This is a genomic window from Mesorhizobium sp. 131-3-5 (genome assembly GCF_016756575.1).
In the GTDB taxonomy this organism is placed as follows: domain Bacteria; phylum Pseudomonadota; class Alphaproteobacteria; order Rhizobiales; family Rhizobiaceae; genus Mesorhizobium; species Mesorhizobium jarvisii.
The window spans coordinates 195,421-208,021 of sequence record NZ_AP023256.1 but is presented as its reverse complement, the minus strand read 5'-3'; the positions used below and the strand labels follow the sequence as shown (position 1 = coordinate 208,021).

Sequence of the window (12,601 nt, the reverse complement as noted above, 5' to 3'; positions counted from 1 at the left end):
CAGGGGAAGGCCGCCTTTGAAGGGAGCTAGTTGGTCTTGGAATAATCCTGGCCGTACCATTTTTCGGAAAGCTTGCTCAGCGTGCCGTCAGCTTTCATCGCCTTCACGGCGTCGGCGATCTTGGCCGACAGTTCCGGGTCGCCGCGCTCGATGGCGATTGCCAGCGGCTCGTAGAACACCGGATCGCCGACCTGCTTGATCGGGTAGCCGGCCTTCTCGGCGTCGAGGATCGACGGCAACGAAGAGACCACCGCGTCCAGGCGCACGCCGTCGCCGAGGCGAAGGTCGTCGAAGGCGGTCGTCGAATTCTCGTAGGAGTGGACCTCCTTCGGATTGAGCTTGTACTCGAAGGGCGGCGCGCCGGCGGCGTCGAGCGTCAGATCCTTCTTGGCATAGGCCTCGAAGGTGGAGGTGCTGGTGGCGCCGACCACCTTGCCGTCGAGGTCGGCCAAAGTCTTCGCCTTGCTGTCCTTGTGCACGGCAACGGCCGCCGGTGTGTAGTAGTAGACCGCCGGAAAATCGAAGAGCTCGGCGCGCTTCTTGGTCGGCGTCATCGAGCCGGCATGCATGTCCCAGCGCCCCGCCCAATTGCCGGCGGTGATGATGTCCCAGCCGGGCGTGACGAACTCGACCTTGACGCCGAGGTGCTTGCCGATTGCCTTGGCGACGTCGACGTCGAAACCGTCTAGCTCGTTGCTGGCATTCACGAAGGACTGCGGCGCCCAGTTGGCGTCGGTTGCCACTTTGAGCGTGCCGGCTGCCATCACACGGTCTAGCACCGCGCCTGCATGGGCAGGATATGCGCCAAGCGCAAGCGCCACCGCGGCTATCGTCAGCTGTCGTCTGGTCCAGATTGTCATATGCGTATTCCCCTTGTTGTTGTTCATTCACTTGCCCTCATGGCCGTTCAGCCGGTCATGATCTCGCAATCCCTTGCCGACGAGGTCGGCATCCTCCGGACGGCTCGCGGATTTAGCGATGCCCGAGCCGGTCCGGTCTTCCGCTGCCGTGGAGGATGTTTGCAGCCGTCATTCCCTCGCTCACGGGGAAAGCTTTGGCCTGTTGCCGGCGAGATGCCCTCACCTGCTCCGCGAAGACCGCTATCCATGCGCGACCGCCCCTCTCGCGCGACCAGCGCCCAGCAGGAAGTCGGCCATCGTGTCCGCGACGAGAGCCGGCGCCTCGATCAGGATGGAATGGCGGAGCCCAGGCAGGATGGCGAGTTCGGAGCCCTGCACCTGTTCGTGCATCAGACGTGCCATGCGCGGGCTGGAACCCTGGTCGTCCTCGCCGGTCACGATCAGTGTCGGGCAAGTGATGCGGTCGAGGATGCCGCCGAAATCGGTTTCGGCGAGAACTCTGTAGGCGGCGGCGTAGCAATCGCGGTCATTCTCGGCGTCACGCCGGCGCAGCTCCGCGACAATCTCCGGGTTGTTGTCCTGAAACTCCTCGGTCAGCCAACGCGACAGCGACGCGGCGTGATGCGCCGGGGCATCGCTGGCCATCAGCGCCGCCAGCCGACCGCGCACCGCGTTGCGTTCCTCGGGCGTGCGGCCGGCAACCGTCGACAGCAGCACCAGTTTTTGCAGGCGCTCGGCATGCGTCAGCGCAAGACGCTGTGCGATCAAACCGCCCAGCGAAAACCCTGCCAGATGGAAGGTGGCAAGCCCGATATGATCGGCCAGCGCCAGCGTCTCCTTGACGAAATCGTCGATCTCGTAGCGGCCTTTGACCCGGCTGGAGCGGCCATGGCCACGCAGGTCGAAGGTGAGGACCGCGAAACGATCCTTCAGCCGCCCGGCCACGCCACTCCAGGCTTCGAGATAGGAGCCGACGCCATGAATGCAGACCAGCGGCACGTCGCCCTTGCCCTCGAGGCGCCAGTTGATCAGCACGCCTTCGACATCGAGATGGCCGGAGCACGCCATGGTCACGCCCTCGCCGCCTGGCGCGCCTTGTCACGCTCGCGCGCGGCGAAGACCGGCATCACCTCGTCGACCCACAGCTTGATCGTCTTCTTCTGCAGCTCGAACGGCAGGTTGAAGGTAAGGCCGAGGCAGTACTGGTCGACGCCCGCCGCTTCATAGTCGAGCAGCTTCTCGATCACTTCGTCCGGCGTGCCGAACATCAGGTTGCGGCGGATGTTTTCCGGATCGTAGTTGTCCTTGCCCTTGACGCTCTCGTAGGGGACGGCTTCGGGAAAGCCGTTCTGCACGGTGCCGATGTTCTGGAATAAGTTCTCGAAGGCGCGGCCATAGTCGATGGCATGACCGACGGCGATCTCCCAGTCCTGCGCCCGTTCGTAGACGCAGGTGCGCCGCTGCATCATCAGGCGCGGGCGCGGGACCTCGGGATGATCGGCGACGGCCTTGCGGAACTTCTCGCCAAGCGCAGCGATCTCGGCCGCCGGCGCCGACAAGGGCGTCGACAGGATCGACGCGCCGATGCTCACTGCCCAGTCGAAAGTGCCCGGGTCTCGCGCGGCCACCCAGATCGGCGGATGCGGCCTCTGCAGCGGCTTCGGCACGCCGGCTGCCAAAGGGAACTTCCAGTAATGGCCGTCATGGGCATAGTCTTCCGCCCAGAGCTTCTTAACCGCCGGAACCAGCTCCTTCAGATAGGCGACGCCCTCCTGCTGGGGCATGCCGCCGGCCATGCGGTCGAACTCGTATTGGTACGAGCCCCGCGCGATGCCGAACTCCAGACGTCCGCCGGTCAGGTGATCGCAAAGCGCTGCCTCGCCGGCCAACCGGATCGGGCTCCAATAGGGCGCGACCAGTGTCGAGGTGCCGAGCCTTATTTGCTCGGTATGCTGGGCAAGCCAAGTCAGCGTCATCAATGGATTTGGCGAGATCGTGCATTCGATCGTGTGGTGTTCGGCCGTCCACAACGTCTCGAAGCCGCCCTCGTCGGCCATGCGTGCCAGTTCGAGCAGATTGCTCTTCACCTTCGACATCGGGATGTCGGGCGAGAAGCGCTCCATGGTCAGCGAAACGGCGAATTTCATGTCGGTCTCCCCAGTGTGTCGGGTTGGTCAGCGAAGGCGGATAATGAAGGGGTCCTGCATGGCGCCGGAGTAGTCGATGACGACGTTCTTCAGGCGCGAGAACTCCTCCATGGCGTCGAAGCCGCCGCGCCGGCCGTAGCCGCTCTCCTTGAAACCGCCATTGGCGGACATGAAGGAGGAAGCGCGATAGGTGTTGATCCAGACCGTGCCTGCCTCGACATTCCTGGCAAAGCGCAGCGCGCGGTTGATGTCGCGCGTCCAGATGCCGGAGGCGAGCCCATAGCGCGTGTCGTTGGCGAGCCGGATCATCTCGTCTTCCGACGAGAACGGCATGACGCCGACGACCGGACCGAACAGCTCTTCCTGCATGAAGTCCATGCTGTTGTCGGTATCGGTCATCACGGTCGGCTCGAAATACCAGCCGCCGGCAAGCTCGGCCGCTTGCGGCCGCCTGCCGCCGGCCGCGATGCTGGCGCCCTGGCGCACACCCGAGGCGACATATCCTTCCACCTTGGCAAGCTGCGCCGACAGCGCCAGCGGACCGATGTCGGTTTCTTCCAGCGTCGGCAGCCCGACCCGCACGCGCCTCGTGCGCTCGACCAGCGCCTCGACGAAGCGATCGTAGACGCTGGCCTCGACGAAACAGCGCGAACCGGCGACGCAGGTCTGTCCCGCCGCCGCAAAGACACCGGATACGACGCCGTTGACGGCATGGTCGATGTCGACATCACCGAAGACGACATGCGGCGACTTGCCGCCGAGTTCCATCGAGCAGGGAACGAGATTCTGCGCCGCGTTGGTGGCAATCCGCCGGCCGGTCACGGTCGACCCGGTGAAGACCAATTTGGCGATGCCCGGATGCCGGGTCAGCGGGTCGCCGGCCACAGCACCCGTGCCGGTGACGACATTGACGACGCCGGCCGGGAAGCCGGCTTCCATGATCAGCTCGGCCAGAGCGAGTGTGGAAGCACTGGCATGCTCGGACGGCTTGACGACCACCGTGTTGCCGAGCGCCAGGCATGGCGCCAGCGTGCCGGCGAGCAGCATCAGCGGCGAGTTCCACGGCGTGATCATGCCGACGACGCCGATCGGCTCGCGCAGGTTGAAGTTCAGCATGTCGAGCTTGTTGACTGGAATGGTGTCGCCAAGCAGCTTGTCGGCCATGCCGGCGAAATAGGTGTAGCTGTCGGGCATGGCGCGCATCTGCGCCCGCATTTCCTTGAGCAGCTTGCCATTGTCGCGTGTCTCGATCAGCGCCAGCTCATCGGCGTGCTCCATCACCAGTTCCGCCAGCCGACGCACGAGCTTGCCGCGATCGGTCTGGGTCATGCGCCGCCAGGCTGGAGCGGCGAAAGCGGCGCGCGCGGCCTCGACAGCCGCGCCGACATCCTCGGCGCCGGCCTCGGCAAACTGGTACCAGGGCTTGCCGGTGGTCGGGTCGAAGCTGTCGATATACTGCCCGCCGTTCGGCGCCACGAACGCGCCGTTGATGAACAGGTTCTGGCGCGAGCCTTCGAGCGATGCAATCGTCGTTTTCATGCTGTCTGTCCTGGGAGATTCATTATTCGGACGCCGCCTGCGTCCACGATTGCGACTGGCCGTCGATCATGGCGACGCGACCGCCGTCACCGGTGTCGATGTAGATGCCGAAGCGCTTGTCCTGCCGCTCGCGCGCATAGCGGCGCAGCATGGCGCGTAATTCATGCGTGGCGATCCGCTCATAGGGCAGCGCGTCGACGGAAAAGAAGGCATGGCCGTCGGCAAGCGCGGCTTCGGCACTCTCGCGGCTCAGTTCGGCGCGGTAGATCAGATAGCCGGGGTCGCTGTCGGCGACGTCGAACACCGAATAGAGGAAGGTATTTTCAGGAACGAGGCTCAGCGCCTCGCCGCCGTCCAGCACAAGCTGGCTGTCGGCCTTGCGGCGCCGCGCCGTCGGCAGCACCCAGCTGCCCTTGCCGTCGGCGCACAGGAGGATGCGGTCCCCCGCTTCGACGAGATAGCCGATGATCATATCCTGCGAGGCGAGCCAGCCGGCCGGCAGCGGATCCTTCACGCTGGCGTAGCGGCCGCGGCAAAATCCGAGCGGCGCCGACGGGCTCGTCCCAAAGGCCTGGACCTGACCGATCAGGATGATGTGGTCGCCGGCCTCGATGCGGTTGTGAACGGTGCAGTCGAACCATGTCAGGCTGTCGGTGAGGACCGGCGCGCCGGTGTGGGCGCTGTCATGATTGACCGACTGGAATTTGTTCGCCGCCTTGGAGGCGAAGACCGATGAAACATCGACCTGCCCCTCATGCAGGAAATTAACCGCGAAAGCGCTCGTTTCATTGAATGCCGGAAAGCTTGCCGCCGACTTGCCGACACAGACCAGAAGCAACGGCGGGTCGAGCGAGACGGAGGTGAAGGAGTTGGCGGTCATGCCGCGCGGCTTGCCGTCGCTGTCGCGCGTCGTGATGACTGTGACCCCCGTGACGAAAGTTCCGAAGGCACGACGCAAGGCGATCGGGTCGATCGTCCTTTGTGCTACAGCGTCCGCCATTGCCTTCCTCCACATTTCTGGGACGGAGGCTAGGCAGGGGCCGGCAGCGGTTCTTCCTCAGATCTATAGGAAGGAGTTGGCAACCGGCTGCTGCCATCCCGAGCAAGCAGAAGCACGGCAGGTCCGCGCCTGGCGGGACCGCCCCAGCGACGGCAATGACGCGATGAAATGGCTCTAGCGGTTTTCAGGCAACCGGCTGTCGATGATGCCGCTGAGGCGGATCGCCAGTTCGGCCGCGAAGCGTTGTTCGGGCGTGTCGAGCTTGATCCCGAACAGCTCTTCCATGCGCGACAGGCGATAGCGCAAGGTGGTGACATGCAGCCCCATCGCATCGGCGCAAGCCTGGCTGCGGCAACCTTCGCGCAGATAGGCAAACAACGTGTCCAGATAGGGGGTGTGGTGCTCGCGATCATGCGCAATCAAGGCGCCGACGCTCTTGTCAACGAAGTTGCGCACATCAGGCACATCGGCGGCAGCGACCAGCATCGGCAGCGGGCCAAAATCCTGGCCGGCGAAAACGCCGGTGCGTCCGAAAGATCGCCCGATGCGGATCATGCGGCGGCAACGCTCCCAGGCGGTGGGATAATCGGCCAGCAAGGCGCAGATTTCGGAAACCAGCACCGCCGGCTCACGTCCGAAATGGCGGCCAAACTCCGCAGCGATTGTGTAGGGCAATTTCGTCAGGCGAATGCTCTCCCGGTTATCGCCCACCACGAGACAGACAAGATCGCCTTCTACGGCGATGACGGTGCCCGCCACGCCTGCCTGGTCCAACAGCCGGACAAGGGTATGATGGGGGTCGGCCAGACCACCGCCGCCGTGCTTGGCCGCGTCGGCGTAGTCGACCACAATCAGCCTTTGCGGTACGGTCAGGTCAAGCCCCAGCCGCCGTGCCCGGTTGACGATATCCGCCTCGTCACGCCAGCGTCGTTCTACGACTTCCAGGAAAAGCTCGGTCAGCGATCTGGTCTCGAAGCGGAAGCGGACGAAGCTGCGCATCATCTGCACGCTGAGCGCGAATTTGGCGCTGTCGAGCAGCATCTGGTCGAGTTGGCCCGATTGCTGCGGCGTCGGAAAAATCATGAGCGCGCCAACCACTTCGTCATCGATTGTGAGCGGCTCTACGCGCACCGAAAGCTTGAGGCGATGCTTGCCGTCATCAACGAACAAAGTCTCCTCCTGGCGCGCTTCCGACGCGCCGCGCGCGACCTTGACGATCTGCCGGTTGAGCGCGCCGCCAACGGCCTGGCGCCAGGCCGCGGCATCAAAATGCGCTTCGCTCGGCGAGCGGCCAGCCACGACCAGGTTGGCGTGGAAATCAATGACCACGACCGCATTGGGTAACAGCTCGCCGACCTTGTCGGCGAGTGAGACCACCGATCCTTCCGACAGAGCCTGCTGCAGAAGCGAGGTGTGCGCCAACAAGGCGCGCTGCAGACGCTCGCCTGCTTGCTTTTCCTGGCGCAGGCGATGCTGCTTCTCCACCGCTATCTCGCCCAAATGCACGATCATGCCAATGAACGCGATATCCTCGGCACTCACTTCGGTGATTTCGCGCGAGACCACGGTCAGCACCATTGGCCGGCCGTCGTCGTCGACGCAGTTCATCGGCATGACGAGCACGCTGCGATAGTCGCGCTCGAACGCCTCCCGGCGATAGCCAGGAAACTCCTCGGACACACGCGCATCCCTGATATAGACCGGCTCGTTCCGGTTGAGCGCGACAATCGACGGACTGGTCGCCAATTCCCAGCGGTCAGGCAAACTGCGTTGAATGAGCGTGGGGTCATGGCGCACGATGACATAGGCGTGGCCATGCGGCGCATCGATGCTCATGATCGAGCCCAGCGTCCATTTGGCATGGCGGCAGGCTGCCAGCACGAGGTCTCGCAACACGGACTGGAGATCGCCACCCGAGTTGATGAGGCTGGCGGCGTCCCGCAAAGAGAGAATTTGAGACTCGTGGTCCACGCCCGGTCTTCCGCCTCGCGAAGGGCCAATTTAAGCCGTCGCGGATATATGAACGCTACACCGCTTCCAAGCGGGGTGCACGTCGATTTTTCCTACGAACCGGAGGAATACCCGTCCGCTAGATCCGATTAGGCTGAGCTTCCACCAACAGGGCCCAAAATTATGGAATTGCGAAAAGTCTGCACCTTCATCGAAGAAGTGCACATCGAAGGCGGCAAGGCCGGCGCCAGGCCGGTAAGATCGATCGTCGTCGCCGCTGTCCTGCGCAATCCATGGGCGGGGCGCGGTTTCGTCGAGAACCTGCGGCCGGAGATTGTCGCTATCGCACCCCGTTTGGGACATGAGCTCACGCAACGCGTGCTCGAACTCATGCCTGCCGAGCGCATCGAGAGCTACGGCAAGGCCGCCGCCGTTGGGGTCGCTGGCGAGATCGAACACGCTTCCGCCATGATCCACACGCTGCGCTTCGGCAATGTGTTTCGCGATGCCGTCGGCGGCACGACCTATCTCGAATTCTGCAACACGCGCAACGCGCCGGGCGCGCTTCTGTCATTGCCGATGATGCACAAGAGCGAGAACGGCCGCCGCTCGCATTTCATCACAGCCAACTTCCAGATCGCCGATGGACCGGCCGCCGACGAAATCGTCGTAGCCATAGGCGCGGCGGATGGCGGCCGCCTCCATCCGCGGATCGCGGATCGTTTTCAGGACATGAAGGAGATGGAGCAGGAAGCAGCGATGTGATGGTTGCGCGGCATTCCTGCTCGGTCGTTGATGATGCCAAGTTCTCGATTGGCGCGGCTGTTAAACGGCGGACATGAGGCGCAAACAGCCATTCGCTTCATGATTGACAGTAACCGTCGGCTTGAAAACGGAGTAAGAAATTGGGCAGCGCGGCCGGCGGGACTTGTCAGTGATGGCGCCTTCGCGCGTGCAGCAATTGGCGAGAGCCGCGCTCGACCATCTTCAGCCCGTCGCGCACGAGGCTGCGTCTGGTAAAACGCCGGGTCGTGCCAGTCGGCGGCGTTGACCAGCCGACGGCCGAACAAGGCGGTTGCGACTTCTAAATGGGATGCCTGTTCCTCGCGACCGTCCAAGCATCGCAGCATGTGACCAAGGCGCCGACGCTGGACAGCGGTCAACCTGGCATCGGGAAGGTTGGGCGTGTGGATCGAGCGGATGAACCGTTCGATTGCCTGGAGCCGGTCAAGCGCCATTTCGTCGCGTGGGATCGCAGCAGCCATCGGTTCGCCTGGCTGCGCGTCGCCGAGAAACGCCAGTTGCGTGACGAGCTCTACGCACGGGCGCAACGTCGAAAGATCGCTGACCGGTCAAAGATGACGTAGCAGCAACTGGAGAATGCCTTGGGCATCTCGTGAAATCCTCAAACCAGAGGCGTCGCGTCCGCGTTGATCAATCAAAGGGCCGACGTCTCTGACGCTCGAGCAATCATTCTGATCTGCTTGAACCGGCCTTTCTCGACCACGTGCAAGGCCGTCATCGCGGCGCCATTGTCCTGCCTGGCATCCCATTTGACGACGTCTGGGTATGCAATACCGCGATATTGGCTTTGCCGGAGCGCCGATATCACGCCCTCTCGGCTAAGCCGGTTTCCGCGCTGGGCCAGCCTTATGGCTTCGATCAACTGACGCACCGCTCGACGAACGCCGCATCATCATAAGACGCTATGGCGGCGATGTTGAGATGCTTGAATTGCCATGGGGTCTCCAACCCAGGGAACCCGGCGGGCGACCTTTCACGGTCGTACGCGCAGAGGACCGATCGTTCCCGAGCCATCGCTGCCTGGTGCCGGCGTCCGAATTCCGGCATCGCAGCCAGGGAAAGAACTACAGCTTTCGCCTCGCAAACGGTGATTGGTTCTATTTCGCCGGCATCTGGCGGCCAGCGACCCGCGATTGGTCGGAAGCCTACGCAATCCTGACGATCCAGGCCAACGACGATATTGCGCCCTACCATGAGCGCCAGATGGTAGTGCTGCGCCGGGACGAACGCGCGGCTTGGCTCGACATGACGCAGCCCGAACACGAGGTCCTTCGTCCCCTTCCAGGTGCAAGCTTTGCGATTTCGCGTCTCCGCCAGGGTCGCAGACAGGCTGAATTTGCGATCTGAAGATTGTAGGATCCGGAAGCAGGAACCTTACACCCTGGCGAAATGACATTGCAGGCAAATGGCCCCTGAACGCGGCGCTGGCCCGCGCAAGATCATCCATGTCGACATGGATGCGTTTTACGCTTCGGTCGAACAGCGCGACAATCCGGAACTGCGCGGCAAGCCGCTTGCCGTCGGTGGGGCCGCGGCCCGCGGCGTGGTCGCGGCCGCAAGCTATGAGGCCCGCGCGTTCGGCGTTCGCTCCGCCATGCCTTCGGTCACGGCAAAGCGCAAATGCCCCGAACTGATCTTTGTACCGCCCCGCTTCGAGGTATACCGGGCGGTTTCGGCCCAGATCCGCGACGTGTTCGCCGAACACACCGATCTCATCGAGCCGCTTTCGCTCGACGAAGCCTACCTCGACGTCACGGAGAACCGGTTCAATATTCCTGCGGCCTCAACGATCGCAGAGCTGATCCGGGCAAAGATCCTGGAGGTAACCGGGCTGACTGCTTCCGCCGGCATCTCCTACAATAAATTCCTCGCCAAGATGGCCTCCGACCAGAACAAGCCTAATGGCCAGTTCGTCATCACGCCACGTCACGGTCCCGCCTTCGTAGAGACCTTGCCCGTCAAGAAATTTCACGGTGTCGGCCCCGCGACAGCCGCGAAGATGGAAGCGCTCGGTATCGAGACCGGCGCCGATCTCAAGGAGAGGTCGCTCCCCTTCCTGCAGCAGCATTTCGGAAAGTCAGGGCTCTGGTACTATCAGATCGCGCGCGGCATCGACAAACGCGCCGTCGAACCGGATCGGCCGCGCAAATCAATCGGCGCGGAGGACACTTTCGCAGCCGATATCGTCGAGCTCGATGCATCGCTCGCCGAACTTAAGCCGTTGATCGCCAAAGTCTGGGGATACTGCGAAGGCAAAGGCATCCGCGGCCGAACCGTCACGCTGAAGGTCAAATTCGCCGACTTCCAGCAGATCACGCGCAGCCGCACGGTGGCGATGCCGATCGAGCTTCGTGATTTCGAGGAGCTCGCGGCCGATCTCCTGAGGTCGGTATTCCCCGTGCGGAAAGGCATCCGCCTGTTGGGCATAACACTGTCGTCGCTAGGCGATGTGTCGCCGTCGGATCAACGACAACTTCGGTTCGAGGTGTAGCGCTGCCTCTCAGGCCGGACGCAGAGAATCACCGGCCGCAACTTGTCCGGATCATCGCTCGTGCGGATCGATCTCGCGGACGATCTGGGAGACCTCTCCTTCATATTCGTCGGCCCGCACGACCGTGAGTGTTCCGTCGCCGGCGCGGAAGATGACGATGCTGACCATCAGGCTGGTGGCGAGGCTGAAGGCGAAGGCGTTGGCTTCTACGAGGGACATTTTTCCGGCTCCTGTTCTGGAAGCGGGGAGCGATCCCCGCGTGACAGGCGCCCGATGTGTCCGGCCGAGGGCCGCGATCACCGTGAAGGCAAGGCCGAAACGGCGGCACGCTTTGCGTAGTCCGACCCTTCATGGGTTGATGGCATCAGGCCCTTGGACCGGACCAAGGAATTGCGCCGACAAACGCGGCGATCGGTTCCCTGTCCTCCATTCCAAGACCAGGTGCGATGTGAACCTCGTGGTCCACCGCCTCGCCTTCATCGACGCCACATCGGCAGGAGCGGTCGTCCGATCAACGCGCCAAGAGTGACGGGAATCAGAGCGAATGACTTGAGGCGGGTCGACTGGTGGCCCCTTCACGTTGCACCAAACTTCATCACCGGAATGCCGAGCCTGCGGGCCTTGTCGGCGAGGTTGTCCTGAATGCCAGAGCCGGGGAAATGAATGACGCCAATCGGCAAGGTGTCGAGCATGGCGTCGTTGCGCTTGAAGGGCGCGGCCTTGGCATGCCTGGTCCAGTCCGGCCTGAAGGCAATCTGCGGCACCTTGCGGCTGTGAGCCCATTTGGCCGCGATCAGCTCGGCACCTTTTGGTGATCCGCCGTGGAGCAGGACCATGTCCGGATATTTGCCATGGACCTGGTCGAGCTTGGCCCAGATCAGCCGATGATCGTTGAAATCGAGTCCTCCGGTGAAGGCGACTTTCGGTCCAGGTGGCAACAGCACCTGGCCGTCTGCGTGCTTCCTCGCGGCAACGAAGTCCCGGCTGTCGATCAGTGCCGCGGTCAGGTTGCGGTGGTTGACGACAGAGCCCGAACGCGGGCGCCAGATCGAGTGGGTGTGACGCTCGTAGTGCTCGGCGGCCTGGTCGCGCATCAATTCGAAGCCGCTGCGGCGTTCGAGCAGGGTCTGACCTTGGGCGATGAGGCGCTCGAGTTCGACCGAGTTGACCTCGGATCCATCCTGTTCGCGCTGCAGCCGTTGCTGGCCAACTTCGTTTTCATCGAGCTCGCGTTCGATCCGCTTGGTCGCGCGATGGAACAGATTGACCGTGCCCCACAGCAGCTCCTCGAGGTCGGGCTCAAGGCGTGTGTCGGCCATCGCCACCACGAGAGCGTCGAAGATGTCGGCGATGCTGGCTGCCACGACCCGGCCTTCGGGAAGCGGGCGCGGATCGGGTTCGTCGTCGAAGGGACGGTAGCCGTAGAGCTGAAGCTCCTGAAGGACGTGGTCCATGGGTGATGATGCGGTCTGTGACTGATATTCGGTATCGTGCTCGGTGCTCATGGCGGCTTGCCTTCGTCGGACCGGCCGCGCCCATCGCGGCCTTCATGGCGACGAAGGCGATGGACGATCCGGACTTGCACCCGCAGCGTCAGCGCAGGGCCGGAACGGGAGTGGAGGATGGCGAAGCCCGGCTATTTTGCCTCGCGATGGAAAGGCCCGAAGACGGGGCCCCGCGCGGCCCGCCGCGTGGGGTGGCAAGGGCCGCCGGAAAATAGCCGGGCGCAGCCATTGCCTGTCCGGACCGGCCGGCGCCCGATCGCCCTCTTGAAGGCCGTGGGCCGGCCCTCGCCGAGCGAAGATCCACC

The 12,601-nt window shown here is 63.4% G+C and carries 12 protein-coding genes; 3 read left to right on the top strand and 9 right to left on the bottom strand.

Annotated features, from left to right (window positions below):
- Positions 1-26: 26 nt before the first annotated feature.
- The 6 genes from JG747_RS36575 to JG747_RS36550 all read right to left on the bottom strand — a co-directional run bounded on the left by JG747_RS36575 (position 27) and on the right by JG747_RS36550 (position 7,517).
- A complete protein-coding gene (locus JG747_RS36575) occupies positions 27-860 on the bottom strand; it encodes a transporter substrate-binding domain-containing protein (RefSeq protein ID WP_199202050.1) in 834 nt (277 codons plus the stop codon).
- A gap of 240 nt (positions 861-1,100) precedes the next feature.
- On the bottom strand, positions 1,101-1,928 hold the full coding sequence (locus tag JG747_RS36570; protein WP_019863589.1) for an alpha/beta fold hydrolase: 828 nt from the start codon (positions 1,926-1,928) through the stop codon (positions 1,101-1,103).
- A gap of 2 nt (positions 1,929-1,930) precedes the next feature.
- A complete protein-coding gene (locus tag JG747_RS36565) occupies positions 1,931-3,007 on the bottom strand; it encodes an LLM class flavin-dependent oxidoreductase (protein WP_019863588.1) in 1,077 nt (358 codons plus the stop codon).
- Positions 3,008-3,034: 27 nt separating this feature from the next.
- Positions 3,035-4,546 (bottom strand): aldehyde dehydrogenase, encoded by a 1,512-nt coding sequence (locus JG747_RS36560; protein ID WP_064982327.1) that lies wholly within the window; start codon positions 4,544-4,546, stop codon positions 3,035-3,037.
- Between the two features lie 22 nt (positions 4,547-4,568).
- A complete protein-coding gene (locus tag JG747_RS36555; protein ID WP_019863586.1) occupies positions 4,569-5,546 on the bottom strand; it encodes a flavin reductase family protein in 978 nt (325 codons plus the stop codon).
- 174 nt (positions 5,547-5,720) lie between these two features.
- Positions 5,721-7,517, bottom strand: a complete 1,797-nt coding sequence (locus tag JG747_RS36550) for a helix-turn-helix domain-containing protein (RefSeq protein WP_199201972.1) — start codon at positions 7,515-7,517, stop codon at positions 5,721-5,723.
- A gap of 162 nt (positions 7,518-7,679) precedes the next feature.
- Between JG747_RS36550 and JG747_RS36545 the strand changes: the two genes are divergently transcribed.
- Positions 7,680-8,261 carry an amino acid synthesis family protein gene (locus tag JG747_RS36545; protein WP_019863584.1) on the top strand — a complete coding sequence of 194 codons (582 nt, stop codon included), beginning with the start codon at positions 7,680-7,682 and terminating at the stop codon, positions 8,259-8,261.
- On the opposite strand, the gene JG747_RS37490 is transcribed toward JG747_RS36545, so the two are convergent.
- Positions 8,222-8,761, bottom strand: a complete 540-nt coding sequence (locus tag JG747_RS37490) for a DUF2285 domain-containing protein (protein ID WP_236952506.1) — start codon at positions 8,759-8,761, stop codon at positions 8,222-8,224. The genes JG747_RS36545 and JG747_RS37490 overlap by 40 nt on opposite strands.
- 460 nt (positions 8,762-9,221) lie before the next feature.
- Here JG747_RS37490 and JG747_RS36535 point away from each other — a divergent pair, with 460 nt between their 5' ends.
- Positions 9,222-9,647: an SOS response-associated peptidase family protein gene (locus JG747_RS36535; RefSeq protein WP_027047835.1), complete on the top strand. Its 426-nt coding sequence runs from the start codon at positions 9,222-9,224 to the stop codon at positions 9,645-9,647.
- Positions 9,648-9,705: 58 nt separating this feature from the next.
- Positions 9,706-10,791: a DNA polymerase IV gene (dinB, locus tag JG747_RS36530; RefSeq protein WP_019863579.1), complete on the top strand. Its 1,086-nt coding sequence runs from the start codon at positions 9,706-9,708 to the stop codon at positions 10,789-10,791.
- 51 nt (positions 10,792-10,842) lie between these two features.
- On the opposite strand, the gene JG747_RS36525 is transcribed toward dinB, so the two are convergent.
- Positions 10,843-11,010, bottom strand: a complete 168-nt coding sequence (locus JG747_RS36525) for a hypothetical protein (protein ID WP_019863578.1) — start codon at positions 11,008-11,010, stop codon at positions 10,843-10,845.
- Positions 11,011-11,366: 356 nt separating this feature from the next.
- Positions 11,367-12,296, bottom strand: coding sequence for a DUF2493 domain-containing protein (locus JG747_RS36520; RefSeq protein WP_019863577.1), 930 nt, complete (start codon positions 12,294-12,296; stop codon positions 11,367-11,369).
- Positions 12,297-12,601: the final 305 nt, after the last annotated feature.

Bases quoted from the DNA above. Each gene is read 5' to 3' on its own strand.
- JG747_RS36575 (WP_199202050.1), bottom strand. From the start codon at position 860: ATGACAATCTGGACCAGACGACAGCTGACGATAGCCGCGGTGGCGCTT.
- JG747_RS36570 (WP_019863589.1), bottom strand. From the start codon at position 1,928: ATGGCGTGCTCCGGCCATCTCGATGTCGAAGGCGTGCTGATCAACTGG.
- JG747_RS36565 (WP_019863588.1), bottom strand. From the start codon at position 3,007: ATGAAATTCGCCGTTTCGCTGACCATGGAGCGCTTCTCGCCCGACATC.
- JG747_RS36560 (WP_064982327.1), bottom strand. From the start codon at position 4,546: ATGAAAACGACGATTGCATCGCTCGAAGGCTCGCGCCAGAACCTGTTC.
- JG747_RS36555 (WP_019863586.1), bottom strand. From the start codon at position 5,546: ATGGCGGACGCTGTAGCACAAAGGACGATCGACCCGATCGCCTTGCGT.
- JG747_RS36545 (WP_019863584.1), top strand. From the start codon at position 7,680: ATGGAATTGCGAAAAGTCTGCACCTTCATCGAAGAAGTGCACATCGAA.
- JG747_RS37490 (WP_236952506.1), bottom strand. From the start codon at position 8,761: ATGGCTGCTGCGATCCCACGCGACGAAATGGCGCTTGACCGGCTCCAG.
- JG747_RS36535 (WP_027047835.1), top strand. From the start codon at position 9,222: ATGCTTGAATTGCCATGGGGTCTCCAACCCAGGGAACCCGGCGGGCGA.
- dinB (WP_019863579.1), top strand. From the start codon at position 9,706: ATGGCCCCTGAACGCGGCGCTGGCCCGCGCAAGATCATCCATGTCGAC.
- JG747_RS36525 (WP_019863578.1), bottom strand. From the start codon at position 11,010: ATGTCCCTCGTAGAAGCCAACGCCTTCGCCTTCAGCCTCGCCACCAGC.
- JG747_RS36520 (WP_019863577.1), bottom strand. From the start codon at position 12,296: ATGAGCACCGAGCACGATACCGAATATCAGTCACAGACCGCATCATCA.